Raw genomic sequence first — 26,924 nt, 5'->3', positions numbered from 1 at the left:
CGCCTTTCTGCCGGGTTAGGTACGCTGCTTGTTGAAACTGATTGCTATTTGCATTTAAAATCAGCGCTTCACTCAATGAACATGACTGATATGACGACGTTGACTACGCCTTTTCCAACCCGCACGCCCGTTTCCGTGATTTTGTCTGTGCTGCTTCACGGTTCGGTAATCGCCGGCATTCTGTATGCTTCATTTCATCAGACCATTGAGGTTCCTAAAGCGTCTCAGCCTATCAGTATCAGCATGGTGGCACCGGAAGTGCAGCCTGAACCGGCGCCTGCCGCCGTAACGCCGCCACCACCGCCTGAGCCGGAACCCGAGCCGGAAGTGGCGCCAGAGCCGCCAAAAGCCGAGCCGGTACCGATCCCTAAGCCGGAACCCAAACCGAAGCCAAAACCGAAACCGAAGCCAAAGGTCGAGAAAAAGGTGGAGCCGAAACCGCGTCAGCAGGTGAAGCCGCAGGAGAATCCGTTTAAACAGGACGCGCCAGCCGCGCAAACGCGCCCCTCTACGGCACCGAAGAGTAATCCGGCTCCGACGCAGACCGTGTCGGATGGACCAAAAGCGATGAGCGTCAGCAAGCCCGCCTATCCGGCACGTGCCTTTGCGCTGCGCGTTGAAGGGCGGGTACGCGTGAAGTTTGATGTGGACAGCGATGGCCGCGTCGATAACGTGGAGATCCTGTCCGCCGAGCCGCGCAATATGTTTGAGCGCGAAGTGAAGCAGGCGATGAAGAAATGGCGCTATCAGCCGGGACGTCCAGGCAAGGGCCTGACCATGAACATCGTGTTCCGCATTAACGGTGGTAACGGCGGCTCTAACATTGAGTGAGTCAAGAAAGAAAAAGCGGCCATTGGGGCCGCTTTTTTTATGCGCTTAATCGCTCAGGTTGGCTTTGCCGTCCGGCAGCGGACGGGATTTCCCGCTGTTATCGACCGCCACGTAAACAAACACCGCTTCGGTGGCGCAGTAGGTCTGACCGATAGGTTCCGATGAGACCTTCTTAATCCACACTTCCACGTTGATGGTCATTGAGCTATTGCCGGTGCGGATGCAGCGCGCGTAGCAGCTCACCACATCGCCGACGGCAACCGGCTTGAGAAAGGTCATGCCATCCACGCGCACCGTTACCACGCGGCCTTCGGCTATCTCTTTAGCCATAATCGCGCCGCCCATATCCATCTGCGACATCAGCCAGCCGCCGAAGATATCCCCGTTAGCATTGGTATCTGCCGGCATCGCCAGGGTACGCGAGACCATCTCGCCTTGCGGCAATTTATGTTTTTCGTCCATTGCTCAGTTCTTCTGCAGGTGAAGACAAGCCCGGCGAGGACCGGGCTGTATGGGTTATTTTTGTTCTTGTTGCGGCATCTGTCGCCAGATGTAGAGGCCGCTCAACAGGGTAAACAGCAGGGTCAGGCCGGTGAGACCGAACACCTTAAAGTTAACCCAAAACGCCTGGGATAACCAAAACGCGACGTAAATATTCGCCAGCCCGCAGACCAGAAAGAACAGCGCCCAGGCGATATTCAGCCGACGCCATACCGCACCCGGCAGCTGCAGCTCTTTGCCGAGCATGGTCTGGATCAGCGGTTGCTGCATAAACCACTGGCTGTACAGCAGCGCCAGCGCGAACAGCGAGTAAATCACCGTGACTTTCCACTTAATGAACTCATCGTTGTGGAACACATAAGTGAGGGTGCCAAACACCGCCACCAGCACAAAGGTGAAAATGGTCATCTTCTCCAGCTTGCGGTATAGCACCCAGCTAATCACCAGCGCGATGCCGGTTGCTACCACCAGCGCGCCGGACGCGACGAAGATGTCGTACAGCTTGTAGAAGATAAAGAAAACTACCAGGGGAAGAAAATCGAGTAACTGCTTCATAGCGTTTCCAGTCATGGGCAGGAGCGTTGAGTTACGGCGCCGCAGCGGGCGCCGTAACGCTTAACGTAACAGCATATACAGCCGGTACAAATAGATAATCAGAATGGCTGACACCAGATTGCCCAGCGCGTTAAGCACCACCGAGGCGATATTGGCTGGCAGCACGGTCAGCGAGGAGAAGAAGAACATCAGCGCAATTTTCGCCAGCAGCCACAGAATAATGGCCGGCGCGATCACCTTAATATTCTTCCATGCCAGACGCATACTGGCGCGCATCGCGCTGAAAATACCCATCTTTTCACTTGCCAGCATCACCGGTGCCAGCGACAGCAGAATCGCCAGAATCACGCCCGGCACCATCAGTACCATAAAGCCCAGCTGAATCAGCAGCGTGATGAGGAAGGTTTGTACCAGCAGTTTCGGCAGCAGCGGCGCAGCGGCGCCAATCGCACGCAGCGCACTGACGCGCTGTCCACCGGATACCATCGGCAGCAGGCACAGCATGCCACCCAGCAGCAGCGTATTGCCAATCAGCGCCGCAAAGGTACCGGCGGCAGAGGCGCGCAGCAGAATGCGTTGCTGATCCGGTGACATGTTCTGGACCACTTCAAACAGCGAAGAGGCGCTGCTGTCGGTCTGGCTGAGCAGGGACAACTGATCCTCGCCCGGCGTCAGGGCATGGCCAACAATCACGGTAATAAACGAGGTCAGCAACGCCATCAGCACAATGGTGACCAGCTGATGGCGCAGAAAATTTCCTGTGTCACGGTATAACGAGCTTGCCGTGATAGACATGTACACTCCTTGAAGGAACCGGGTTAATTAACCCGGCGATTGTACATGTTCTGCAGGCTGGCTGGCACCCGGAATCCCATAACTTTCTGTCATGACAGGTAAAGAAGGGTGAAAAAGCGCGGGAAGGCCATAGCGTGCCCGGGCGCGATCGCAGGCGTCGTTCGGCACGCCATTTTCGCCGGACATGGCAAACTCACGGCACGGCGAAGGGCGCTGCGCATAGATGCCGCAGGAAACACAGCCGCCAACTTCACCCTGCAGCGCCACACAGCGTGGGGCACGATCGTTGGTGCCGCGCATATTACGCATCATCAGGCTCAGGGGTTCAGTCAGTTCAACCGGCACCGCGCCACCGCCATCGTCAGCTTCGGCCCAGTAGAAAGACACGCGAAAATGGGCGCAGCAGGCGCCACAGGTCATACAAGGGTTAAGTGAATCGCTCATCTGATCGCCCGCCACTCCTGAGGCTTCGAACCAAAATCACTAAAGGGGAAAAGCAAAATAATCACGCCGCGCAATGGCGGCAACAGAATTTTTATGTCCGCTTGTAAAGGCAAAATTGATCTGAATCAATTCATTGTTTTATAAGTGATTAATTTGAATTGATGCTGATGATCTTTTAGCGAAAAAGGGGTAAATCTTGTGCCGCGATAAACCTCAATACCCTGTTTTCCGGCAAAGGAGTGATTATGAAACTGGCAAAATGCGCGCTACTGCTGGCGCTGGCGATCCCACAACTGGCCCTGGCTCACCAGGCCGGTGATTTTTTTGTGCGCGCCGGTAGCGCGACCGTTCGTCCGACCGAAGGCTCTGATAATGTGCTGGGTATGGGCGGCTTTAACGTCAGCAACGATACTCAGCTCGGCCTGACCTTTACCTGGATGGCGACCGACAACATTGGCGTCGAACTGCTGGCGGCCACGCCGTTCCGCCACAAAGTGGGTCTTGGTCCGACCGGCAACCTCGCCACCGTGCGTCAGCTGCCGCCCACGCTGATGGCGCAATACTACTTCTTCGACAGCCAAAGCGCGCTGCGCCCGTACGTTGGCGTGGGTATCAACTACACCACTTTCTACGATGCGAAGTTCAACCAGACCGGGCAGGATGCGCAGCTGAGCGATTTAAGCGTGAAGGATTCGTGGGGCATGGCGGGTCAGGTCGGGCTGGATTATCAGATCAACCGTGACTGGATGCTTAACGCTTCGCTGTGGTACATGGACATTGATACCGAAGTGAAATTCAAAGCGGCAGGTGAACAGCAGAATATCAATACCCGCATCGATCCGTGGGTGTTCTTCTTCGGCGCGGGCTACCGTTTCTGATTTTTACGGTGAAATGAAAAAGGGCGACCCGCAGGTCGCCCGTTTAGTTACTTAATCTGCATATTGTTGACGACGGATTTCACCCCCGCCACGCCACGCGTTACCGCAACCGCACGGTTGGCCATCTGCGGTGAGCTGACAAAGCCGCTCAGCTGTACTTTCCCTTTGAAGGTCTCAACGTTAATTTCTGTCGATTTCAGTGCCTCGTCATTCAGCAGCTGCGCCTTCACTTTAGTGGTAATGACCGTGTCATCGATGTAACCGCCGGTCCCTTCCTTTGTTGCTGTTGGTGCACAGGCACTTAAGGTAAGCGCCATCACTGCAGCCACTAAAAAACCCGCAACGACTTTGAACAATTTCATTGGTTATCTCCCTGTCATAGATGGTGGTGCACCGTAACGAGACGGCACGCTTAAGTGTGGGCGGTGCCTCGCATTTCGGCAACTCAGGCGCGATGAAAAAGTTTTAGCTAGAGGGATAATGGCTGACAAAAGGAAGGCCCTGCAGAACTGCAGGGCCGGGCAAACTTAGCGGGTGGCCGTTTTCAGATTGCTGACGAACGTCCGCAGCTCGCTGAGCAGCGTCGCCGGGTCGTTCTGATTACGCTCGATGATTTTTACGATGGCTGAGCCGGAAATCGCCCCGGCAGCGCCGGCCGCTATCGCCTCTTTGACCTGGCCAGGCTCGGAGATACCAAAGCCCTGCAGCGGCGGAGCCGCGTGATATTCGCGCAGCTTCTCGATCAGGTGATGCAGCGGCAGGCTGGCGCGGTTTTCCGCCCCGGTAACGCCCGCGCGCGACAGCAGATAGGTGTAGCCACGGCCGTGCGAGGCGATTTCGCGCAGCAGATCGTCATCCGCGTTAGGCGGGCAGATAAAGATCGGGGCGATGTTGTGACGCATCGCCGCCTGACGGAACGGTGCCGACTCTTCCACCGGCACGTCGGCCACCAGCACCGAATCAACGCCCACCGCCGCGCACTGCGCGTAGAAGTTATCGACGCCTCTGCTGAACACCAGGTTGGCGTACATCAGCAGGCCAATCGGCAGATCGGGGTATTTCTGGCGCACGGTGGCGAGCATTTCAAAGCACTGTGCCACGGTGGTGCCGGCGGCGAAGGCGCGCAGCGTGGCGCCCTGAATGGTTGGGCCGTCGGCCAGTGGATCGGAGAACGGAATTCCCAGCTCCAGCGCATCCGCACCCCCCGCGACCAGCGCATCAATAATTTCCAGCGACAGCGCTGGCGACGGATCGCCGAGGGTGACGAAGGGCACAAACGCGCCTTCCTGTTTGGCCGACAGACGTTCAAACAGCTGATTATAACGTTCCATCAGATCTCTCCCTTAGCTTTCAGAATGTCGTGAACGGTAAAGATGTCTTTGTCGCCGCGGCCGGAGAGGTTGACTACCAGCAGTTGCTCTTTGTCCGGATTTTCGCGGATCATTTTCAGCGCGTATGCCAGCGCGTGTGACGATTCGAGCGCCGGAATGATGCCCTCAGCGCGGCACAGCGTCTTGAACGCGTCGAGCGCTTCGTCATCGGTAATCGACACGTAGTCAGCGCGGCCGGTGCTGTTAAGGTGCGCATGCTGCGGACCGACCGACGGGAAATCGAGACCGGCAGAGATGGAATAGGACTCTTCGATCTGTCCCTCTTCGGTCTGCATCATCGGCGCCTTCATACCGAAATAGATGCCAACGCGACCATGCTTGAGCGGCGCTCCGTGCTCACCGGTTTCGATACCGTGACCGGCTGGCTCAACGCCAATCAGGCGCACGCTGCTCTCTTCGATAAAATCAGCAAACATGCCGATGGCGTTAGAACCGCCGCCGACGCACGCCAGCACGGCATCCGGCAGGCGACCCTCTTTTTCCAGAATCTGCGCTTTGGTCTCTTCGCCAATCATGCGCTGAAACTCACGCACAATGGTCGGGAACGGATGCGGGCCTGCGGCGGTGCCGAGCATGTAGTGCGCGGTTTCGTAGCTGCCGGACCAGTCGCGCAGCGCCTCATTACAGGCATCTTTCAGCGTGGCGGAACCGCTGTGTACCGGAATCACCTCGGCGCCCATCAGCCGCATGCGGAACACGTTGGGTGACTGACGCTCAACGTCTTTCGCACCCATGTAAATGCGACATTTCATGCCGAGCAGGGCGCAGGCCAGCGCCGACGCCACACCGTGCTGACCGGCGCCGGTTTCCGCGATGATCTCGTTTTTGCCCATGCGCTTTGCCAGCAGCGCCTGGCCCAGCACCTGGTTGGTTTTGTGGGCGCCGCCGTGCAGCAGGTCTTCACGCTTCAGGTACAGGCGGGTTTTGCTGCCTTTGGTCAGGTTGCTGCACAGCGTCAGGGCCGTCGGACGACCGGCGTAGTTTTTCAGCAGGTCGGTAAACTCCGCCTGAAACTGCGGATCGCGCTGGGCTTCAACAAAGGCCGTTTCCAGCTGACGCAGGGCCGGCATCAAAATCTGCGGCACATACTGGCCGCCGAACTCGCCAAAGTAGGGATTAAGTAATGTCGTCATCGTGTCCTCTTCCTTATCCGGCCCGCCCGCAGGCGGGCAGACGCAATTAATAGGCGCGCAGCGTGCGGAATACCGCCGCGACTTTGCTGGCATCTTTGATGCCCGGCGCGGATTCCACGCCAGAGTTAAAATCGAGGCCGGCACAGCCGAGCTGAGCGGCTTCGACGCAGTTATCGGCGCTCAGGCCACCGGCCAGCAGCACGTCTGTCAGGTTTTCACCCTGCAGCAGCGACCAGTCAAAGCGCTGACCGCTGCCGCCCTGGCCGTTATCCAGCACATAGCGATCAACGTGCGGCCAGTCGCGTGGCGGCAACCGATCTTTGATGCTCAACGCCTTCCAGATGCGTACGCTGGCCGGCAGCGCCTGACGCAGTTCCGCGACGTACGCCTTATCTTCGTCGCCGTGCAATTGCACGGCCGCAAGCGATAAGTCAGTGGCCAGCGTGACAACGTCACTAATGGCGCTGTTACGGAAGACACCAACATACTTCAGCGGCGCGGCGGCGATCACCGCCTGTGCCTGCGCTGTACTGACCTGGCGCGGCGAACCGGCGGCAAAGATCACGCCACCGAACAGCGCACCGGCCTGATGCGCGGCCTGCGCATCTTCCGGCCGGGTCAGGCCGCACACTTTGTTATCGCCCAGCAGCACGCGGCGCACGCCGGCGTCGAGGTCGTGCTCTTCCATTAGCGCCGAGCCGATTAAAAAGCCGTTGGCGAAATGGCTCAGCTCGCGCACCTGAGCGTAATTATGGATGCCGGACTCACTGATCACCGTGACGCCATGGCCGAGACGCGGCGCCAGCTGACGCGTACGATTCAGGTCAATCGACAAATCGCGCAGGTCACGGTTGTTGATGCCGACCACTTTGGCTTCCAGCGCAATGGCGCGTTCCAGCTCTTCTTCATTACTGACTTCGGTCAGCACGCCCATTTTCAGGCTGTGCGCCACCGCAGCCAGCTGACGGTACTGCTCATCATCCAGCACCGACAGCATCAGCAGAATGGCGTCGGCCTGGTAATGGCGCGCCAGATAAATCTGGTAAGGATCAATAATAAAGTCTTTGCACAGCACCGGCTGCGTAATCGCCGCGCTGACCACTGGCAGAAAATCAAAGCTGCCCTGGAAATATTTCTCATCGGTCAGCACCGACACCGCAGAAGCGTAATGGCGATAGATGCCGGCGATGGTGGCCGGATCAAAATCGGCGCGAATCAGCCCTTTGGACGGGGAGGCTTTTTTGCACTCCAGAATGAAAACGGTGCGCGTGCCGCGCAGCGCCTCGTAAAAATGACGCTCCGCCGGCTGCAGATCGTTCTGGAAAGAGGCCAGCGGCTGCTGCGATTTGCGTGCTTCAACCCACAGGGCTTTGTCCTGCACAATTTTCTCTAATACGGTGCCCTTGATACTCATTTCATCCTCTCGCTGCCAGTGCTACAACGCGCTCATACGCCTGACCGCTGCGAATGGCAGCGATGGCGCGCGCCGCGTTGTCGCGCAAATCTTCATTTCCGAATACTTTCAGCAACATTGCGACATTCACCGCAACCGCCTGCTCGTGGGCGGGCTGGCCTTTACCCTGGAGCAAACGCGTCAGAATGTCACGGTTTTCTTCCGGCGTGCCGCCGGCCAGCGCCTCTTTCGGCTGGAAGCTGAAGCCAAAGTCTTCCGGCGTCAGCTGATAGCTGGTGATCTCACCGTCACGCAGTTCAGCCACCTGGGTCGCACTGTGCAGCGCCACTTCATCCATGCCGCCGCCGTGCACCACGGCAGCGCGCTGGTAGCCCAGCACTTTCAGCGTCTGGGCAATAGGCAGCACCAGCTCCGGGCTGTACACGCCAATCACCGCCAGCGGCGGGCGCGCCGGGTTGATCAGCGGGCCAAGCACGTTAAACAGCGTGCGGGTTTTCAGCTGCTGGCGCACCGGCATCGCATGGCGAAAACCGCTGTGGTACTGCGGCGCAAACAGGAAGCAGACGTTGAGATCGTCCAGTGCCTGCCGTGCCTGCTCTGCCGGCATGTCGAGATTGATACCGAAGGCGGCCAGCAGATCGGACGATCCGGATTTGCTGGAGACGCTGCGGTTGCCGTGCTTGGCCACTTTCAGCCCGCAGGTGGCGGCGACAAAAGCGCTGGCGGTAGAAATATTGATGCTGTTGCTGCCGTCACCGCCGGTGCCGACGATATCGGCAAAGGTATACTCCGGACGCGGGAACGGTTTGGCATCGGCCAGTAGCGCGGAAGCGGCACCGGCGATCTCCTCCGGACGTTCTCCACGCACTTTCATGGCGATCAGCGCCGCTGCCAGCTGCGTTGGCTCCAGCTGTCCGGTAATGATGGCGCTAAACAGCTGGTGGCTCTCGGCCTGGCTCAGCGTCTGCGCCTGATACAGTTTTTCCAGAATAGTTTGCATCGTCATCTCCCTGTTATTTCGCCAGCGCCCAGGCCAGCGTTTGCTCCAGCAGACGTGCGCCCTGCGTGGTGAGAATGGATTCGGGATGGAACTGGAAACCGCACACGCGGTCGGTTTCGTGACGCACCGCCATCACCATGCCGTTGTAGCTGGCATTAACCGTCAATTCCGCCGGGGTATTGCTGCCGACCAGCGAGTGATAGCGCGCCACCGGCAGCGGATTGCTCAGGCCAGTAAACATCGCCTCGCCATCGTGGGTAATGGCGGAAGCTTTGCCGTGCAGAATTTCGCCCGCCTGGCCGACGTGGCCGCCGTAAGCTTCAACAATGGCCTGATGGCCGAGACAGATACCGATGATCGGCAGCTGACCGCGCAGCGCCTGGAGCAGCTGCGGCATGCAGCCGGCATCTTTTGGCGCGCCGGGACCGGGTGAAAGCATCAGCACCGGATTTTCCATCTGCTGCAGGCGGTCGATCAGCACCTCTGCCGGGACGTTATTGCGGTAAATCACCACGTTGTGGCCAAAGGTACGCAGCTGGTCAACGAGGTTATAAGTAAAGGAGTCGATATTATCGAGCAGCAGGATATCGGCCATCAGAAAATCTCCTTGCAGTGATGGGCAGTGGCGATGGCGCGCAATACCGCGCGGGCTTTGTTGCGGCTCTCGTCCGCTTCAGCCTGAGGCTGAGAATCCAGCACCACGCCGGCACCGGCCTGGACCGTGGCGACGCCGTCTTCCACCCAGGCAGAGCGGATCACAATACAGGTATCGAGGTCGCCGCTGGCGGTGAAGTAACCGACTGCGCCACCGTAGCTGCCGCGTCGCGTGCCTTCTTTTTCCGCGATCAGCTGCATCGCACGCACTTTCGGTGCGCCGCTCAGCGTGCCCATGTTCATGCAGGCGCGATAGGCGTGCAGCACGTCGAGATCGTTGCGCAACGTGCCCACCACGCGGGACACCAGGTGCATTACAAACGAGTAACGGTCAACTTTGGTCAGATCCGCGACATAGCGGCTGCCGGGCACACAGATACGCGCCAGGTCGTTGCGCGCAAGGTCTACCAGCATCAGGTGTTCAGCCAGCTCTTTGTGGTCAGTGCGCATCTCCAGTTCAATGCGGCTATCCAGGTCGCGATCCAGCGAGCCATCAGCATGGCGGCCGCGAGGACGCGTACCGGCAATCGGATAGATTTCGATCTGGCGCGAGCTGGCGTCATACTTCAGCGAGCTCTCTGGCGAAGCGCCAAACAGCGCGAAATCCTGATCCTGCATAAAGAACATATACGGGCTCGGGTTGCTGTTTTTCAGCGTGTCGTAAGCCGCCAGCGGTGACGGGCACGGCAGCGAGAAGCGACGCGATGGCACCACCTGGAAGATTTCTCCGATACGAATCGCCTGCTGCAGTTCGCTTACCACGTTGCAGTAAGCCTCGTCGCTCTGGCTGGTGCTGAGCGTCATCTGCTCGACGCGATGTACCGGCAGCGCCGGCGCGGGCTGCGTCATCTGGCCGTGCAGCTGCTCAATGCGGCTCTGCAGACGCTGGAACTCGCTGGTGGACGGCGTAAACAGGCTGGCCTGCAGGCGGGCGCTGCGTTGCTGGTGATCGATCACCAGTAAGGTTTCGGCGAGGTAGAAACAGTAATCCGGGCAGCTCTGGTCGTTGCGCAGCGGCGGCAGATCTTCAAATCCCGCGACCAGATCGTAGGCAAACAGGCCGCCCAGCAGCATGGCTTCACGCTCCTCCGCCGGGCTGTTCACCAGGTGCGGAATCAGACGCAGCGCATCGAACACCGACAGCGCTTTCAGGCGCGAATCTTCATCGTGCAGACCCTGAACCGGCATGAAATGCAGCGCACGGCCGTCCGGACGGACTTCAATACGCACCTCTGGCGGCAGCGCTTCGTCCAGCAGCGGCAGCAGTGCGCGGCCGTTTTCAGACAGCGCCTGCAGGGTGACAACATTGCCGAGTGCGCTGATGCGCAGCGCGCTGTCGACAATCAGCAGGCTTTTCAGGTTCTGCTTGCTGTCGATATCGGCAGATTCAAGCAGCAGAGTTGCCGGTCGTGCGCCGCATAATTGATGAAACACTGCGGCCGGATCTTCGCGGTAGGGCGCGGTGCCGGTAATCAACTTCAATGTAGGTTTCGCATTAGCCATAATGGATTCTCTGAATTTCGCTCAAAAAAAGCCCGCTCGGTGGCGGGCTCAGGTATCTGCACTGCGGTTACGCAAAATGTGCACGACGACGTCGCCCGTGAAAGGGATCATCGCGCCACCAACCATTAACATGCGTACCGATAAGAGCCATGATTAAATACCCGTTACGTGTGAACTTGTGTACTAGTTAACTGGTTCGGGTGAAAAAAGTCAATACCCTTTTTCAGTTACGGGCAAAATCGTTATCATGCCAGCCGGTTTCATGCAGTCGCTGGAGTGACCTTGTCAGATATCGCCCGTTTTCCGCTTTACGATTTACACAGCCATACCCAGGCTTCTGACGGTTTGCTGACGCCGACCGCACTGGTGCAGCGCGCCGTTGAGATGCGCGTCGGCGTGCTGGCCATTACCGATCACGATAGCGTGGCGGGCGTCGCCGAAGCGCAGGCGGCGGTGCAGCAACAGCAATTGCCGCTCAGGGTGCTTGCCGGTCTGGAAGCATCCACGCTGTGGGAGAATCATGAAATTCATATCGTCGGGCTGAATGTGGATTGCCAGCATCCGGCATTAACTGCTTTCCTCGCGCAGCAGCACCAGTGCCGGATGGCACGCGCAGCGCTGATTGCCGAACGGCTGGAACGCGCGCGTATTCCCGACGCGCTGGCCGGCGCCCAGCGTCTGGCGCAGGGCGGGGTAATCACCCGCGGGCATTTTGCCCGCTATCTGGTTGAACTGGGCAAAGCCGATAACATGGCGCAAGTATTTAAAAACTATCTGGCGCGTGGCAAAACCGGCTATGTGCCGCCACAATGGTGTACAATTAAACAAGCCATTGATGCTATTCATCATTCTGGCGGCGTGGCGGTGCTGGCCCATCCTGCGCGTTATGGGCTGTCGGCCAAATGGCTGAAGCGGCTGATCGCGCATTTTGCTGCGGAAGGCGGCGATGCAATGGAAGTGGCGCAGTGCCAGCAGGCACCGAATGAACGTACCCAGCTGGCGAGCTATGCGCGCGATACTCAGCTGGCGGCCTCACAGGGGTCCGATTTCCACCAACCCTGTCCGTGGATTGAACTGGGGCGCAAGCTATGGCTGCCGGGCGGCGTCGAGCCGGTCTGGGAGCGATTCCCCGCGTTAGCGCCCGCGACGTCTCCCGCTGACAGGTGACATGAGGTTTTTATGAGTCAACTTTTTCACATTCATCCGGAAAATCCGCAGCCGCGTCTGGTCAACCAGGCGGTTGATTATCTCAATAAAGGCAGTGTGATTGTCTATCCAACCGATTCCGGCTACGCGCTGGGGTGCCGTCTGGAAGAAAAGAATGCTATGGAGCGCATCTGCCGCATTCGTCAGCTTGATGGCAACCACAATTTCACCCTGATGTGTCGCGATCTCTCAGAGCTGTCGACCTATTCGCAGGTGGATAACAGCGCGTTTCGCATTCTGAAGAACAACACGCCGGGCAATTACACCTTTATTCTGAAGGCGACCAAAGAAGTGCCGCGTCGTCTGATGAACGATAAGCGTAAAACCATCGGCCTGCGCGTGCCGTCAAATCCGGTGGCGCTGGCGCTGCTGGAGCGTCTCAATGAGCCGATGATGTCGACCTCACTGATGCTGCCGGGCAATGATTTCACCGAATCCGATCCGGAAGAGATTCAGCACAGCATCGGCAAGCTGGTGGATTTGATTATCGATGGCGGCACGCTGGGTCAGCAGCCGACCACCGTGATCGATCTCACCAGCGACGCGCCGGTCATTGTGCGTGAAGGGGCAGGCGACACCCGCCCGTTCCTGTGATCAGGCCGGGCCAGGCGCGGTTTGCGGCGCCTGGCCGATATTGGCTTCCAGCCAGCGTTTGAAATCGCCGTAAGGGATGTACAGCGAGACATCTTTTAAGATAACTTTTTTGCTGCGCACGTTAGCAATTTCATGGCTGTAACCCACAATCACTCCGCTGATTGTCTGGTCGGCATTATACACCGCGCCGCCCGACATCCCCTGAACGACACCGGCATCAGAAGCCATCGCCATGCACGGTTTTTTATTCCAGCGATTATTGATCGCGGTGCGCGCCAGATTAACGCCGCTCGATTCCACCGGCATCGCGGAAATAAAGCTGTAGCCGTACATTTTAACCGGCTCGCCCACCGCGCTACTGCGGAATTTCGCCAGCGTATCCGGACTGTTTTTATGATAAATAATCGCGACGTCGCAATAAGGGTGATAAGCCTTTACGCGCTGCACGGCGGTTTTGGCCACGTGCGCGGCGGTCAGGCTATATTCCGGCGTTAACGGAATGGTTGTACCGAGGATGCCCAAACCGAGTACCGTCGGGATGCCGGTCACGCTCATATCCACGTGCTGCATTGCCGTACGACTGTACTCAGTATGGCCCACGGAACAACCGCTCAGTGCCAGCGCTGCAAGCGCCGGCCAAAGCAGAGAGGTTCTCATGATAGCGATCTTCATTTAATGTCCGTCAGCAAAATCCCTGGTGAAGACTTTCGACAGACAAATTAAATTCAATCCGTGAAGCGATTAGCGCGCGAATTCCCGTGCGCGCCGGATTATATTATCAGGCCTGCTGTACCATTAATTGTGAATGGCTTGTTATAAAAAGAAGATAAAGGGTAAATTAAATACTTTATTAAGACAGCTCAGCCAAATTCAGGATTAAATTTTACACAGTTTTCGTTTGAGAACAATTCATCATATTTAATCTTTATCAAATAAAAGCGAAAATACAGACTTAATTCAACCTGCAGTGCCAATTCGCTGTAAATCTGTCATGCCTGATTGACATCGACCTGATTAACCCAATTGTTCAGAGGTTTGTGCTGTTTTTGTTGTAACTTGCCGATTTTATGTTTGCGAATCCTTGTCTGTGTCGTGAACGCTGCTGGCATCTGACTGGTGAGTCAATTTAATCTATTGTGAGGCTAATCGGCCCGGCGGTCAGCCAATAAACCGTGTCAGACAAAACGACGCTATTTCAGCGGGTTGCGTCAGCTGCCCTGACACTTTTTACGCGAATTGATCAGAAACCCAAATCAATCGCCGGCCGGACGGGTACGCACGCTAAACTTCAGGCGCTTTATTATCGGCAGATGAGGAAAAGGTGTTAACGAAACTGTAGCTGGTGTAAAATCACCGGCCGCGCGCGCTGGCATACGGTGCGCTGCGGTCACAAATTCTGATACAGGACCTGGTAACGCCGGTATCTTACCTCTTCATTACCACGACGCCTGGGAAGGCGACAACGAGGCAGCTCCATGAGCGAGAAATTACAAAAAGTATTAGCGCGCGCCGGTCACGGCTCGCGCCGCGAAATCGAAGCAATGATTTCAGCCGGACGCATCAGCGTTGATGGCAAACTGGCGACGCTGGGCGATCGCATCGAAAATGATAAAACCCTGAAAATCCGTATTGATGGTCATCTGGTGTCGATTGCTGAATCGGCCACCGAGGTGTGTCGCGTACTGGCGTACTACAAACCGGAAGGTGAGCTGTGCACGCGCAACGATCCGGAAGGGCGTCCGACGGTATTTGATCGCCTGCCGCGTCTGCGCGGTTCCCGCTGGATTGCCGTTGGCCGTCTGGATGTGAACACCTGCGGTCTGATGTTGTTCACCACCGACGGTGAGCTGGCCAACCGTCTGATGCACCCCAGCCGCGAAGTCGAGCGTGAATACGCCGTGCGCGTATTCGGTGAAGTGGATGACGACAAAGTGCGTCAGCTGAGCAAAGGCGTGCAGCTGGAAGACGGTCCGGCAGCGTTTAAAACCATCAAATTCGCTGGCGGTGAAGGCATCAACCAGTGGTACAACGTCACCCTGACCGAAGGGCGTAATCGTGAAGTGCGTCGTTTGTGGGAAGCGGTTGGTGTGCAGGTCAGTCGTCTGATGCGCGTGCGCTATGGCGATATCCAGCTGCCAAAAGGCCTGCCGCGTGGCGGCTGGATGGAGATGGAACTGCCAGCGGTCAACTACCTGCGTACGATAGTGGGACTGCCGGAAGAGACGGTCACCAAAGTGGCGGTCGAGAAGGATCGTCGCCGTACCAAAGCCAACCAAATCCGCCGGGCGGTCAAACGTCACAGTGCGGTCAGCACCAACAGCCCGCGTCGCAATAACACCAAACGCGGTTCCTGATGTCCCCGACGCCGCGCCTGCGGCGTCAGTTTTTACCAGTCGATTCCCTGCTGTGCCTGAATCCCGGCATCAAACGCATGCTTCACCGGACGCATTTCGCTGACGGTATCTGCCATCTCCAGTAACGTACGGTGACAGCCGCGCCCGGTAATAATCACGCTTTGCTGCGGCGGACGTTGCTGTAGAGCGCTCACCAGCTCATCCAGCTCAAGATAATCCAGGCTCACCATGTAGGTGATCTCATCAAGGATCACCAGATCGAGCGTGTCATCTTGCAGCATGCGTCTGGCGTGTTGCCACACTTGCTGGCAGGCCGCCGTATCGCTGACGCGATCCTGTGTTTCCCAGGTAAAGCCGGTGGCCATCACCTGAAACTCTACGCCGTGCTGCGCCAGCAGATTACGCTCGCCGTTGGGCCATTCACCCTTGATAAACTGCACGGCAGCCACCTTTTTACCGTGACCACAGGCGCGCAGCGCGGTGCCAAAGGCGGCGGTGGTTTTGCCTTTGCCGTTGCCGGTAAACACCATCAGGATGCCGCGCGTGTCGGTGGCGGCGGCGATGCGGGCATCAACCTGTTCTTTCAGCCGCTGCTGACGTTGCTGATGACGATCGCTCATGCGCTGGCCGGTCCCGGTTTACGCCCCGGTTGTGCATCGTAGCTGATGCCGGTTTTGCGGCGGCTGTCATCGCCCATTAAATAAAGGTAGAGCGGCATCAGGTCAGCCGGGGTTTTTAGCAGGCTGGCATCTTCCTCCGGGAAGGCGCTGGCGCGCATTTTGGTGCGCGTGCCGCCCGGATTGATGCAGTTCACCCGCAGATGGCGGTTTTTGTACTCATCGGCCAGCACCTGCATCATGCCCTCGGTGGCGAATTTTGACACCGCGTAGGCACCCCAGCCGGCGCGGCCGGTACGGCCCACGCTGGAGGTGGTGAACACCAGTGAACCGGCGTCGGATTGCAGCAGCAGCGGCAACAGCGCCTGCGTTAAATAGAATGTGGCGTCGAGGTTGATTTGCATCACCTGCTGCCAGACCGCCGGATCGAGCTCGGCCAGCGGCACGATCTCGCCGAGAATGCCGGCGTTATGCAGCACGCCATCCAGTCGCGGCACCAGCGCGGCAACCTGCTGTGCCAGCTGCTGGCAGCTCTCCGGTGTGGCGTCAGCCAGATCCAGCAGCAGCGTGGCGGCGGGCTGTTTGTTAAGTTGATTGATTGCGTCCGCAGTCTGCTGCAGCGTTGCGGCATTGCGACCCAGCAGAATGACGCGCGCACCGTAGCGCGCATAGGTCAGGGCGGCTTCGCGGCCAATGCCGTCGGAAGCGCCGGTCACGAGGATGATGCGATTGTCCAGCAGGTCGCTTTTCGGTTGATAATGCACAGCGATGTCCTTTGCAGGTCAGAGGGTTTTTTGGCTTTATGCCTCAATTTACCGCAAGGTGCAATCGCCGCAACGCGCATTCTGTGCCGCCTGCCGGCATTTCAGGCGACGAACGGCGTTAAAGCGGGTAAACTCAGCGTTTGACTGTAATTCACTGTTTAATAAGGCGGCAGAATGGATTTACTCTCCAGTTATGGATTATTTCTGGCCAAGGCCGTCACCGTAGTGGTGGCGATCGCAGCTATTGTACTGATTGTGCTGAATGCCGCGCTGCGTAAACGTCACAGCGGCGGTCAGCTGCGCTTAACCCATCTCGACGAGGCGTATCGCGAGATGAAAGAGGATTTGCAGCTGGCGAAGATGAAGCCGCAGGCGCAAAAAGTGTGGCTGAAGCAGCATAAAAAAGAAGAGAAACAGAAAGCCAAAGCCGAAAAGCGCAACGCCAAAGCCGGTGTGACTGAAGCGGCGAAGCCGACACTGTATGTGCTGGAGTTCAAAGGCAGTATGGATGCTGGTGAAGTCAGCTCGCTGCGCGAAGAGATCTCCGCGGTGCTGGCAGTGGCGCAGCCGGGTGATGAAGTGCTGCTGCGGCTCGAAAGCCCGGGCGGCGTGGTGCACGGCTATGGCCTGGCGGCGTCGCAGCTGCAGCGCCTGCGTGATGCCGACCTGCACCTGACGGCGGTGGTGGATAAAGTCGCTGCCAGCGGCGGCTACATGATGGCCTGCGTCGCGGATCGCATCGTGGCGGCACCGTTCTCCATCATCGGCTCCATTGGGGTGGTGGCGCAGATCCCTAACTTTAATCGTCTGCTGAAGCGCAACGATATTGATGTCGAACTGCACACTGCCGGTCAGTACAAGCGAACGCTGACGCTGTTTGGTGAGAATACCGAGGAAGGGCGGGAGAAGTTTCAGGAAGACCTGAACGAAACCCATCAGCTGTTCAAAGACTTTGTGCAGCAGATGCGACCGACGCTGGATCTGGACAAAGTGGCGACCGGCGAACACTGGTACGGCCGTCAGGCGCTGGATCTGGGGCTGATTGACGAGATTGGCACCAGTGATGCGCTGATTATCGCACGCATGGAGCGCTTTAGCGTGCTGGGCGTACAGTTTGCGCGCAAGAAAAAGATGATTGACCGCTTTACCCACAGCGCCAGCGTCGCGGCCGAGCGGCTGATTCTGAAAATCTGGCAGCGCGGTGACAAACCGCTGCTGTAAATGAACCCGGCGCAGGCCGGGTTTTTTTATGCCAGGTGATACTGCGCGGAGAGCACCACTGCAAGGTGCTTGAACACGTTGAACACCGCTGTGGTTTTGGCCGTCGGTAAGCCTTCGGCGTCGAGGAACCACGGACCGCGAAACACCAGCACCTCGCCCTGCTGAATCACCTCACTGGCTTCCATCCCGGTAAAATATTCGTCGTGCTGCTGAATGAGCTGATTGGCGATTTCCAGTAACGCCTGGTGTGAAATGGATTCCGTTTCTGCTGACATTTTTCCCCTCTTTTTTGACAACGTATTTTCTCCTTCTATATTACCTGGCTGTTGGTGCGTTCAGCAAATCACCGTTCGGGCGGAAAACTGGCGCAAAATTGAACAGAATGCTAATTAAGTTGCGTAACCGATTTTATCAGGTAGAGTGTGGGCGATTCAGCTTTCAGGGAGTTCACACCGGGATGTGTGATACCGTCAGACGGAAAACTCGCTCTTAATCATCAAGTTGCAAATACCGATGCAATCTGACCAGAGATTGTCCCCGCTGGCTTGAAAATGAAAAAGTCAGCAGCAATATTTAACCCACTGGGTTTTGGGGCCGCCAATCCTCTCCCGTTTATCAGGACGTTTCAATTAGGTAAAGGTACATATGGGTAAAGCACTCGTCATCGTTGAGTCCCCGGCAAAGGCCAAAACAATCAATAAATACCTCGGTAATGACTACGTGGTGAAATCCAGCGTCGGTCATATCCGTGATTTGCCGACCAGTGGTTCAACGGCCCGTAAAAGTGCCGACGGGGAAAAGGCGAAAACCGGCAAGAAAGTAAAGAAAGATGAAAAGGCCGCGCTGGTCAATCGCATGGGCGTTGACCCGTGGCACGGCTGGGAAGCGGACTATCAGATTCTGCCTGGCAAGGAGAAAGTGGTCTCCGAGCTGAAAAACCTGGCTGCCGATGCCGACCACATCTATCTCGCAACCGACCTTGACCGCGAAGGGGAAGCCATCGCCTGGCACCTGCGGGAAGTAATCGGCGGCGACGATAAACGCTTCAGCCGCGTGGTGTTTAACGAAATCACCAAAAATGCGATTCGTCAGGCGTTTGACAAGCCGGGCGAACTGAATATCGAACGCGTGAATGCGCAGCAGGCGCGTCGCTTTATGGACCGCGTGGTGGGCTATATGGTCTCGCCGCTGCTGTGGAAAAAGATTGCCCGTGGCCTGTCGGCCGGCCGCGTACAGTCGGTCGCCGTGCGCCTGGTGGTTGAGCGCGAACGCGAAATCAAAGCCTTCGTCCCGGAAGAGTACTGGGAAATTGACGCCGACCTGTCGACGCCGAAAGGCGATGCGCTGGCGGTCAGAGTGACACATCAGGGCGACAAAGCGTTCCGTCCGGTTAACCGCGAGCAAACCGAAGCGGCAGTCGCGATTCTGGAGAAAGCGCGTTACGCGGTGCTGGATCGTGAAGACAAACCGACCAGCAGCAAACCGTCGGCGCCGTTTATTACCTCGACGCTGCAGCAGGCGGCGAGCACGCGCCTCGGCTTTGGCGTGAAGAAAACCATGATGATGGCGCAGCGTTTATACGAAGCCGGTCACATCACCTATATGCGTACCGATTCCACCAACCTGAGCCAGGATGCGGTGGCGATGGCGCGTGGCTTCGTGGAGAAAAAATTCGGTAAGAATTATCTGCCGGATGCGCCTAACACTTACGCCAGCAAAGAGAACTCGCAGGAAGCGCACGAAGCGATACGTCCTTCCGATGTGAATATTGCCGCCGAGCAGCTGAAAGATATGGAAGCGGATGCGCAGAAACTGTATCAGCTGATCTGGCGCCAGTTTGTCGCCTGCCAGATGGTACCGGCGCAGTATGACTCCACCACGCTGACCGTAGGCGCTGCGGATTTCAAACTGAAAGCCAAAGGCCGTACGCTGCGCTTTGACGGCTGGACCAAAGTGATGCCGGCACTGCGTAAAAATGATGAAGATTTGACCCTGCCGCCGGTGAACGTCGGCGACACGCTGGATCTGAAATCACTGCTGCCGGGCCAGCACTTTACCAAGCCGCCGGCGCGCTTCAGCGAAGCTTCACTGGTGCGTGAGCTGGAAAAGCGTGGCATTGGTCGTCCGTCCACCTATGCTTCGATTATTTCCACCATTCAGGACCGCGGCTACGTGCGGGTGGAAAACCGCCGTTTCTACGCTGAGAAGATGGGTGAAATCGTTACCGATCGTCTGGAAGAGAACTTCCGTGAGCTGATGAACTATGACTTCACCGCGCATATGGAAGACAGCCTCGACCAGGTAGCGAACAACGAAGCCGAGTGGAAAGCGGTGCTGGATTCGTTCTTCAGCGATTTCAGCCAGCAGCTGGAGCAGGCGGAGAAAGATCCGGAAGAGGGCGGCATGCAGCCGAACCAGATGGTGCTGACCTCCATCGACTGCCCGACCTGCGGACGTAAAATGGGAATTCGTACCGCCAGTACCGGCGTATTCCTCGGCTGTTCCGGTTATGCACTGCCGCCCAAAGAGCGCTGCAAGCAGACCATCAACCTGATTCCGGAAAATGAAGTCCTCAACGTGCTGGAAGGCGATGATGCCGAGACCAACGCGCTGCGTGCCCGTCGTCGCTGCCAGAAGTGCGGCACTGCCATGGACAGCTACCTGATCGATAACGGCCGTAAACTGCACGTCTGTGGTAATAACCCGGAGTGCGACGGTTATGAAATTGAGCAGGGCGAATTCCGTATCAAAGGTTATGACGGTCCGATCGTGGAGTGCGAGAAATGCGGTTCCGAAATGCACCTGAAAATGGGGCGTTTTGGTAAGTACATGGCGTGCACCAACGACGACTGTAAAAATACCCGTAAGATTCTGCGCAACGGCGAAGTCGCGCCACCGAAGGAAGATCCGGTGCCGCTGCCTGAACTGCCGTGCGAAAAATCGGATGCGTATTTTGTGCTGCGCGACGGTGCGGCAGGCGTGTTCCTTGCGGCTAACACCTTCCCGAAATCGCGCGAAACCCGTGCGCCATTGGTGGAAGAGCTGCAGCGCTTTGCTGACCGGTTACCGGAGAAACTGAAATATCTGGCCGAAGCGCCGGCAGTCGACCCGGAAGGCAATAAAACCCTGGTGCGTTACAGCCGCAAGACCAAACAGCAATATGTCGCCTCGGAAAAAGAGGGTAAAGCCACTGGCTGGTCGGTTTTCTACACCGACGGTAAGTGGCAGGAAGCGAAGAAGTAATCTCCTGTCAGGCCAGCGCCCGCTGGCCTTTTTCCCATCCTTATAGCTAATCGTTCTACATTCTTACGTTAACTGATATAGTAGTTATAGCTTATTGCATTTTGCTGACTCGCTTTCCCTCATTATTACGCCATCAGGGCGGATACACGCCTGCAGGGAATGCACCTCTGTCGCTATCGGGAAGATATCACTATGAAATTGCAGCAGTTGCGTTACATCGTTGAAGTCGTCAATCACAACCTCAATGTCTCGTCCACGGCAGAAGGGCTCTACACCTCGCAACCGGGCATCAGCAAGCAGGTGCGTATGCTGGAAGATGAGCTGGGCGTGCAGATTTTTGCCCGCAGCGGCAAACACCTGACCCAGGTGACGCCAGCGGGTGAAGAGATTATCCGTATCGCGCGCGAAGTGCTGTCGAAAGTGGACGCCATTAAGTCAGTTGCCGGTGAACACACCTGGCCGGATAAAGGGTCGCTGTACGTTGCTACTACCCATACGCAGGCGCGTTATGCACTGCCGGGCGTGATTAAAGGCTTTATCGAACGCTACCCGCGCGTTTCCCTGCACATGCATCAGGGATCGCCGACGCAAATCGCTGAGGCGGTTTCCAAAGGCAATGCCGATTTCGCCATCGCCACCGAAGCGCTGCACCTGTACGACGATCTCATCATGCTGCCGTGCTACCACTGGAACCGCGCTATTGTGGTAACGCCGGACCATCCGCTGGCGGGTAAATCCAATGTGTCGATTGAAGAGCTGGCTGATTTCCCGCTGGTAACCTACACCTTCGGGTTTACCGGCCGGTCAGAACTGGATACGGCCTTCAATCGCGCGGGCTTAACGCCGCGAATTGTGTTTACCGCGACCGATGCCGACGTAATCAAAACCTACGTGCGTTTAGGTCTGGGCGTGGGGGTGATTGCCAGCATGGCGGTGGACCCGGTCTCCGATCCGGATTTAGTGCGCATCGAAGCTTCAGAAATCTTCACGAATAGCACCACCAAAATCGGTTTCCGCCGCAGCACCTTCCTGCGTAGCTATATGTATGATTTTATTCAGCGCTTCGCGCCTCACTTAACGCGCGATGTGGTCGATGCCGCGGTGGCGCTGCGTTCAAATGAAGATATTGAAGCCATGTTCCGCGACATCAAGCTCCCCTTCAGGTGATCACCTAACTCATTATTTTTGCGGGATGTCCAGCGACTTCCCGCCGCTCTCCCGCCGCTTAGCACCAGCAGAACCTCAAAAAATTTCATTATTTTTTTGTAAATGAAACATGCGTCACATGTTTTTTCATTGTTATTTATTAAATGCGAATCAGTACACAATTTTTACTTTGCCGCTTTGCGGACTGCCAGGAATATTCCCATACTCCAGTTAAGAGCTGATGAGGAAAGGCTTTTTAACTGGCTCGTTAAATTAAACTCAAATTTAGACTGGATCTAATTTTGGTTTAAGCCAAATTTACAATGTAACTATTAAATTAATAGTTTGCAGCGTTCTTAAATTTATCTCATCGTTTTTGGCGGTTTTGATAAATAGCGTTAATCGTTGTGCTCAATAAAAATAACTGGATTTTTGGACTTAACAAGTTTAGGATTCGTCCTAAATCTTCATCGTTGTTATCAATCGTTTTATTGAGAGTGATTATCAAAAACTATGACTACGAGATTAACTGTACAACCGGACTTCCGGGCTAAGAGCACCAAGGTTGAGCGTTCAGGTAACATCCGTCGCAAAGCCTGGTTGACTGTCTTCGCTGCTTCAGCGCTTTTCTGGGTAGTGGTGGCGTTAATGATTTGGCGTATGTGGGGTTAAGCCATGTGGGCAAACACACTCAGTCGTAAATATCCGGTTGCTGCGCGTCAGCCAAAAGCACCGGTGTGCAAAGCGAAAGAAGCACCTGCTGAACCGCAAGTGGCAATCCCGGCATCCTGGGAACTGAGTGAACAGCAGCGCAGTTTTATTGAATCATTCATGGATCCGAAGTCTAAATAACGCAGTCAGCGTAACGTTCTTATTAAGACATACTGTCCCGCACTTTACCGGACTCTCCGGTGGGCACGTTAAAAGCCCGTCCTTTAACACTCAGCATTTAAAAAAACGGTGTCATCAGTACAACGCTGAAGACGATGGCTTTTTGTTGCCCGCGATCCGGGAGGAGTGACCGATGAATACCACAACTTTTTCATGGCTCAGCGTTTATGCCTTCTCAATGGTCTTTTGGGCTGCGACTGTCTGGGCCGTCCTGTAATTCGCTAATCCTGCCAGTTAACACTTTCTGAATGCCCTGATATTTATCAGGGCATTTTTCGTTGCGGTTTTGTGTGTCAATTCGTGTTGTTATCAAAACGTTAACGAAAATGTGGTCTATCTTTAAGCTAAACCTTGCACTCTCTGAGGTTTAGCAGAAGAGCCCATAAAAGGAGGAGTTATGTCGTTAACGTTACGTGAGCAGAGTCAGGATGCGCTGGAAGTCGGGGCAAAAAAATATCATTACTACAGTTTGCCAAAAGCCGCTCAGCAGCTGGGCGAGGTCGATCGCCTGCCGAAATCCCTGAAAGTTCTGCTGGAAAACCTGCTGCGCTGGCAGGATGAAGATTCCGTAACGGCAGCAGATATTCAGGCGCTGGTGGCGTGGCAGCAGAATGCGCATGCCGACCGCGAAATTGCGTATCGTCCCGCGCGCGTACTGATGCAGGATTTCACCGGCGTGCCCGCCGTGGTCGACCTGGCGGCGATGCGTGAAGCCGTCAAGCGGCTGGGCGGCGATGTGGCCAAAGTGAATCCTCTTTCTCCCGTCGATCTGGTGATTGACCACTCGGTCACGGTGGACCATTTCGGCGATGACGATGCGTTCGAAGAAAACGTGCGCCTGGAAATGGAGCGCAACCATGAGCGCTATGTTTTCCTGCGCTGGGGACAAAAAGCCTTCAACCGTTTCCGCGTGGTACCGCCAGGCACCGGAATCTGTCATCAGGTCAATCTGGAATATCTCGGTAAAGCCATCTGGCATGAAACGCTGGACGGCAAAGAAGTGGCTTATCCGGATACGCTGGTCGGCACCGATTCCCATACCACCATGATTAACGCACTTGGCGTGCTCGGCTGGGGCGTGGGCGGTATTGAAGCCGAAGCCGCCATGCTGGGACAGCCGGTGTCCATGCTGATTCCGGATGTGGTCGGTTTCAAACTGACCGGTAAACTGCGTCCGGGCATTACCGCCACCGACCTGGTCTTAACCGTGACGCAGATGCTGCGTAAGCACGGTGTCGTCGGCAAGTTTGTGGAATTTTACGGTGACGGGCTGGCGGATTTGCCGCTGGCGGACCGCGCGACCATCGCCAACATGGCACCGGAGTATGGCGCAACCTGTGGTTTCTTCCCGATTGATGAAGTAACGCTCAGTTACATGACGCTCACCGGCCGCGATGCGCAGCAGGTTGAGCTGGTGGAAGCCTATGCGAAGCAGCAGGGGCTATGGCGTAAGCCGGGCGATGAGCCGATCTTTACCAGCACGCTGGCACTGGACATGGCCGAGGTCGAATCCAGCCTGGCCGGTCCGAAACGTCCGCAGGACCGCGTATCACTTGGCGATGTGCCAGCGGCGTTTGACGCCAGCAATGAGCTGGAAGTGAATCACGCGCAGAAGCCGCACAAAACCGTCAGCTATCGGGACAGCGAAACCGGCGACTCGATTCAGCTGGATGATGGGGCGGTAGTGATTTCGGCGATTACGTCCTGTACTAACACCTCCAACCCCAGCGTGCTGATGGCGGCTGGCCTGCTGGCGAAAAAAGCCGTCGAGCGTGGATTGATGCGCAAGCCCTGGGTTAAAGCCTCGCTGGCACCGGGATCAAAAGTGGTGTCAGATTATCTCGCCGTGGCGCAGCTGACACCGTACCTCGATGAACTGGGCTTTAACCTCGTGGGTTACGGCTGTACCACCTGTATCGGTAACTCCGGCCCGCTGCCGGATGAGATCGAAAGCGCCATCAAAGAGGGCGATCTGACGGTGGGTGCCGTGTTGTCCGGCAACCGTAACTTTGAAGGGCGCATCCATCCGCTGGTGAAAACCAATTGGCTGGCGTCTCCGCCGCTGGTGGTGGCGTATGCGCTGGCGGGCAACATGAAGATCAACCTGCAGACCGATCCGATCGGTCAGGATCAGCAGGGCAATGATGTCTATCTGCAGGACATCTGGCCATCGCCGGAAGAGATTGCCGCGTCGGTGCAGAAAGTCACCAGCGACATGTTCCATAAAGAGTATGCCGAGGTGTTCGACGGCACGCCCGAGTGGCAGCAGATCAAAGTCAGCGAAGCCGCCACCTATGACTGGGATGAAGGCTCCACCTATATACGGCTGTCACCGTTCTTTGACGACATGGAAAAAACGCCGCAGCCGGTGCAGGACATCAGTGGCGCGCGCATCCTGGCGATGCTCGGTGATTCGGTCACCACCGACCATATTTCCCCGGCCGGCAGCATCAAAGCCGAAAGTCCGGCAGGCCGCTATCTGCTGGCGCACGGCGTCGAGCGCAACGACTTCAACTCCTACGGCTCGCGTCGTGGTAACCACGAAGTGATGATGCGCGGTACCTTTGCCAACATCCGTATTCGCAACGAAATGGTGCCTGGCGTTGAAGGCGGTTATACCCGTCACTATCCGAGCAATGAGCAGCTGGCGATTTATGACGCGGCAATGAAGTATCAGGAAGAGGGCGTGCCGCTGGCGGTAATTGCCGGCAAAGAGTACGGTTCCGGCTCAAGCCGCGACTGGGCGGCGAAAGGCCCGCGCCTGCAGGGCGTGCGCGTAGTGATCGCCGAATCGTTCGAGCGCATTCACCGCTCTAACCTGATCGGCATGGGGATTTTACCGCTGGAGTTCCCGGCAGGCGTCACGCGTAAAACCCTGCAGCTGACCGGCGAAGAGCGTATTGATGTGGCGAATCTGGCGCAGTTGCAGCCGGGCTGTAGCGTCCCGGTGACGCTGACGCGGGCTGACGGCAGCCAGCAGACGCTGGAGACTCGTTGCCGAATCGATACCGGTAATGAGCTGACCTACTACCAGAACGACGGCATCCTGCATTACGTGATACGTAACATGCTTAACTAAAGACAAAGCCGGGCATGCCCGGCTTTTTTAATTGATGCTGATAATGGGTATCGCTCGCTGGGGCGCTTTGCCAGTCGCGTTACGATTTCGGCAGCAGATGCCCCATCTTCTCGGCTTTGGTATCGAGATAGTGCGCATTTTTCGGATTACGGCCGACAATCAGCGGCACGCGCTCAACGATATTGATGCCCGCCTCAGACAGAATCTCCACTTTGCGCGGATTATTGGTCAGCAGACGCACTTCGTTGACACCCAGCAATTTAAACATGTCGGCGCACAGGGTGAAGTCACGCTCATCGGCGGCAAAGCCCAACTGATGGTTGGCTTCGACCGTGTCATAACCTTTGTCCTGCAGCGCATAGGCGCGAATTTTGTTCAGCAGACCGATGTTGCGGCCTTCCTGACGATGGTACAGCAGGACGCCGCGACCTTCTTCTGCAATGGCGGTCAGCGCCGCTTCCAGCTGAAAGCCACAGTCGCAGCGCAGGCTGAACAGCGCATCGCCGGTGAGACATTCGGAGTGGACGCGCGCCAGCACCGGATTGTGATCGCTAATATCACCATAAACCAGCGCGACGTGGTCGTGACCGGTTGCCAGTTCTTCAAAACCAACCATCAGGAAATCTCCCCATGGCGTGGGCAGTTTGGCTTCTGCTACCCGTTTAAGCTGCATGTGACTCTCCAGAACCTTCAGAGGATGCGCTATCATC

Annotated in this window: 24 protein-coding genes, 1 pseudogene and 1 other annotated feature; of the genes and pseudogenes, 10 read left to right on the top strand and 15 right to left on the bottom strand. The window is 56.7% G+C overall.

Features of this window, described 5'->3' with window-relative positions; translation table 11 throughout:
- The first annotated feature begins 90 nt into the window (after positions 1-90).
- Positions 91-831: a TonB system transport protein TonB gene (gene tonB, locus MXF20_RS04735; protein ID WP_325967892.1), complete on the top strand. Its 741-nt coding sequence runs from the start codon at positions 91-93 to the stop codon at positions 829-831.
- 45 nt (positions 832-876) lie between these two features.
- Here tonB and yciA read toward each other — a convergent pair whose 3' ends face one another.
- The 4 genes from yciA to MXF20_RS04715 are packed head-to-tail and all read right to left on the bottom strand — an operon-like array spanning position 877 to position 3,126.
- Entirely contained in the window at positions 877-1,293 is a 417-nt protein-coding gene (gene yciA / locus MXF20_RS04730; protein WP_325967891.1) for an acyl-CoA thioester hydrolase YciA, read from the bottom strand.
- A gap of 54 nt (positions 1,294-1,347) precedes the next feature.
- The gene (locus tag MXF20_RS04725; RefSeq protein WP_325967890.1) at positions 1,348-1,887 is read right to left on the bottom strand and encodes a septation protein A; all 540 of its coding nucleotides are present in this window, start codon (positions 1,885-1,887) and stop codon (positions 1,348-1,350) included.
- A 60-nt stretch (positions 1,888-1,947) separates the two neighbouring features.
- Positions 1,948-2,682: a YciC family protein gene (locus MXF20_RS04720; protein ID WP_325967889.1), complete on the bottom strand. Its 735-nt coding sequence runs from the start codon at positions 2,680-2,682 to the stop codon at positions 1,948-1,950.
- Between the two features lie 27 nt (positions 2,683-2,709).
- Positions 2,710-3,126, bottom strand: coding sequence for a YkgJ family cysteine cluster protein (locus MXF20_RS04715; RefSeq protein WP_325967887.1), 417 nt, complete (start codon positions 3,124-3,126; stop codon positions 2,710-2,712).
- A 245-nt stretch (positions 3,127-3,371) separates the two neighbouring features.
- On the opposite strand from MXF20_RS04715, the gene ompW reads away from it, so the two are divergent.
- Complete coding sequence (gene ompW, locus MXF20_RS04710) at positions 3,372-4,004, top strand: outer membrane protein OmpW (RefSeq protein ID WP_325967885.1); 633 nt, start codon at positions 3,372-3,374, stop codon at positions 4,002-4,004.
- A 47-nt stretch (positions 4,005-4,051) separates the two neighbouring features.
- Here the strand turns inward: ompW and MXF20_RS04705 are convergent, their stop codons facing one another.
- From MXF20_RS04705 to MXF20_RS04680, 6 genes and pseudogenes are all read right to left on the bottom strand, one after another.
- Complete coding sequence (locus MXF20_RS04705) at positions 4,052-4,366, bottom strand: BON domain-containing protein (protein WP_325967883.1); 315 nt, start codon at positions 4,364-4,366, stop codon at positions 4,052-4,054.
- Between the two features lie 165 nt (positions 4,367-4,531).
- Positions 4,532-5,335, bottom strand: coding sequence for a tryptophan synthase subunit alpha (gene trpA / locus MXF20_RS04700; protein WP_325967881.1), 804 nt, complete (start codon positions 5,333-5,335; stop codon positions 4,532-4,534).
- Positions 5,335-6,528 carry a tryptophan synthase subunit beta gene (trpB, locus tag MXF20_RS04695; RefSeq protein WP_325967880.1) on the bottom strand — a complete coding sequence of 398 codons (1,194 nt, stop codon included), beginning with the start codon at positions 6,526-6,528 and terminating at the stop codon, positions 5,335-5,337. Before trpB ends, trpA begins: the two co-directional genes overlap by 1 nt.
- Before the next feature lie 46 nt (positions 6,529-6,574).
- On the bottom strand, positions 6,575-7,942 hold the full coding sequence (trpCF, locus tag MXF20_RS04690) for a bifunctional indole-3-glycerol-phosphate synthase TrpC/phosphoribosylanthranilate isomerase TrpF (protein ID WP_325967879.1): 1,368 nt from the start codon (positions 7,940-7,942) through the stop codon (positions 6,575-6,577).
- 1 nt (position 7,943) lies between these two features.
- A pseudogene (trpD, locus tag MXF20_RS04685) lies at positions 7,944-9,537 on the bottom strand (bifunctional anthranilate synthase glutamate amidotransferase component TrpG/anthranilate phosphoribosyltransferase TrpD).
- The gene (locus tag MXF20_RS04680) at positions 9,537-11,099 is read right to left on the bottom strand and encodes an anthranilate synthase component 1 (protein ID WP_325967878.1); all 1,563 of its coding nucleotides are present in this window, start codon (positions 11,097-11,099) and stop codon (positions 9,537-9,539) included. Before MXF20_RS04680 ends, trpD begins: the two are co-directional and overlap by 1 nt.
- A 22-nt stretch (positions 11,100-11,121) precedes the next feature.
- Positions 11,122-11,226 (bottom strand) — a sequence feature (Trp leader region).
- A gap of 155 nt (positions 11,227-11,381) precedes the next feature.
- Here MXF20_RS04680 and rnm point away from each other — a divergent pair.
- Both rnm and MXF20_RS04670 read left to right on the top strand, forming a co-directional pair.
- On the top strand, positions 11,382-12,266 hold the full coding sequence (gene rnm, locus MXF20_RS04675; protein WP_325967876.1) for an RNase RNM: 885 nt from the start codon (positions 11,382-11,384) through the stop codon (positions 12,264-12,266).
- 12 nt (positions 12,267-12,278) lie between these two features.
- A complete protein-coding gene (locus tag MXF20_RS04670) occupies positions 12,279-12,899 on the top strand; it encodes an L-threonylcarbamoyladenylate synthase (protein WP_021510107.1) in 621 nt (206 codons plus the stop codon).
- Here MXF20_RS04670 and MXF20_RS04665 read toward each other — a convergent pair whose 3' ends face one another.
- Positions 12,900-13,556: a serine protease gene (locus MXF20_RS04665; protein WP_325967875.1), complete on the bottom strand. Its 657-nt coding sequence runs from the start codon at positions 13,554-13,556 to the stop codon at positions 12,900-12,902.
- 818 nt (positions 13,557-14,374) lie between these two features.
- Between MXF20_RS04665 and rluB the strand changes: the two genes are divergently transcribed.
- Entirely contained in the window at positions 14,375-15,253 is an 879-nt protein-coding gene (rluB, locus tag MXF20_RS04660) for a 23S rRNA pseudouridine(2605) synthase RluB (RefSeq protein WP_325967873.1), read from the top strand.
- A gap of 32 nt (positions 15,254-15,285) precedes the next feature.
- Here the strand turns inward: rluB and cobO are convergent, their stop codons facing one another.
- Entirely contained in the window at positions 15,286-15,873 is a 588-nt protein-coding gene (gene cobO, locus MXF20_RS04655) for a cob(I)yrinic acid a,c-diamide adenosyltransferase (RefSeq protein WP_325967871.1), read from the bottom strand.
- Positions 15,870-16,634 carry a YciK family oxidoreductase gene (locus MXF20_RS04650; RefSeq protein ID WP_325967869.1) on the bottom strand — a complete coding sequence of 255 codons (765 nt, stop codon included), beginning with the start codon at positions 16,632-16,634 and terminating at the stop codon, positions 15,870-15,872. Before MXF20_RS04650 ends, cobO begins: the two co-directional genes overlap by 4 nt.
- Positions 16,635-16,808: 174 nt before the next feature.
- Here MXF20_RS04650 and sohB point away from each other — a divergent pair, with 174 nt between their 5' ends.
- Entirely contained in the window at positions 16,809-17,855 is a 1,047-nt protein-coding gene (gene sohB / locus MXF20_RS04645) for a protease SohB (protein ID WP_325967868.1), read from the top strand.
- A 26-nt stretch (positions 17,856-17,881) separates the two neighbouring features.
- On the opposite strand, the gene MXF20_RS04640 is transcribed toward sohB, so the two are convergent.
- Positions 17,882-18,130, bottom strand: coding sequence for a DUF2498 family protein (locus tag MXF20_RS04640; RefSeq protein ID WP_325967867.1), 249 nt, complete (start codon positions 18,128-18,130; stop codon positions 17,882-17,884).
- A 370-nt stretch (positions 18,131-18,500) separates the two neighbouring features.
- On the opposite strand from MXF20_RS04640, the gene topA reads away from it, so the two are divergent.
- The 4 genes from topA to acnA all read left to right on the top strand — a co-directional run bounded on the left by topA (position 18,501) and on the right by acnA (position 26,214).
- The gene (topA, locus tag MXF20_RS04635) at positions 18,501-21,098 is read left to right on the top strand and encodes a type I DNA topoisomerase (RefSeq protein ID WP_325967866.1); all 2,598 of its coding nucleotides are present in this window, start codon (positions 18,501-18,503) and stop codon (positions 21,096-21,098) included.
- A gap of 192 nt (positions 21,099-21,290) precedes the next feature.
- Positions 21,291-22,265 carry an HTH-type transcriptional regulator CysB gene (cysB, locus tag MXF20_RS04630; RefSeq protein WP_021510116.1) on the top strand — a complete coding sequence of 325 codons (975 nt, stop codon included), beginning with the start codon at positions 21,291-21,293 and terminating at the stop codon, positions 22,263-22,265.
- A gap of 492 nt (positions 22,266-22,757) precedes the next feature.
- On the top strand, positions 22,758-22,916 hold the full coding sequence (locus MXF20_RS04625; protein WP_071813666.1) for a YmiA family putative membrane protein: 159 nt from the start codon (positions 22,758-22,760) through the stop codon (positions 22,914-22,916).
- Between the two features lie 616 nt (positions 22,917-23,532).
- Positions 23,533-26,214: an aconitate hydratase AcnA gene (acnA, locus tag MXF20_RS04620; RefSeq protein ID WP_325967864.1), complete on the top strand. Its 2,682-nt coding sequence runs from the start codon at positions 23,533-23,535 to the stop codon at positions 26,212-26,214.
- 79 nt (positions 26,215-26,293) lie between these two features.
- Here the strand turns inward: acnA and ribA are convergent, their stop codons facing one another.
- Entirely contained in the window at positions 26,294-26,887 is a 594-nt protein-coding gene (gene ribA, locus MXF20_RS04615; RefSeq protein WP_325967863.1) for a GTP cyclohydrolase II, read from the bottom strand.
- Between the last annotated feature and the right edge of the window lie 37 nt (positions 26,888-26,924).

The sequence above is a fragment of the Pantoea dispersa genome, assembly GCF_035783935.1.
Classification (GTDB): domain Bacteria; phylum Pseudomonadota; class Gammaproteobacteria; order Enterobacterales; family Enterobacteriaceae; genus Pantoea; species Pantoea dispersa_C.
Note: the sequence above shows the minus strand (reverse complement) of the source record. Positions and strands in the feature narration are given on the sequence as shown.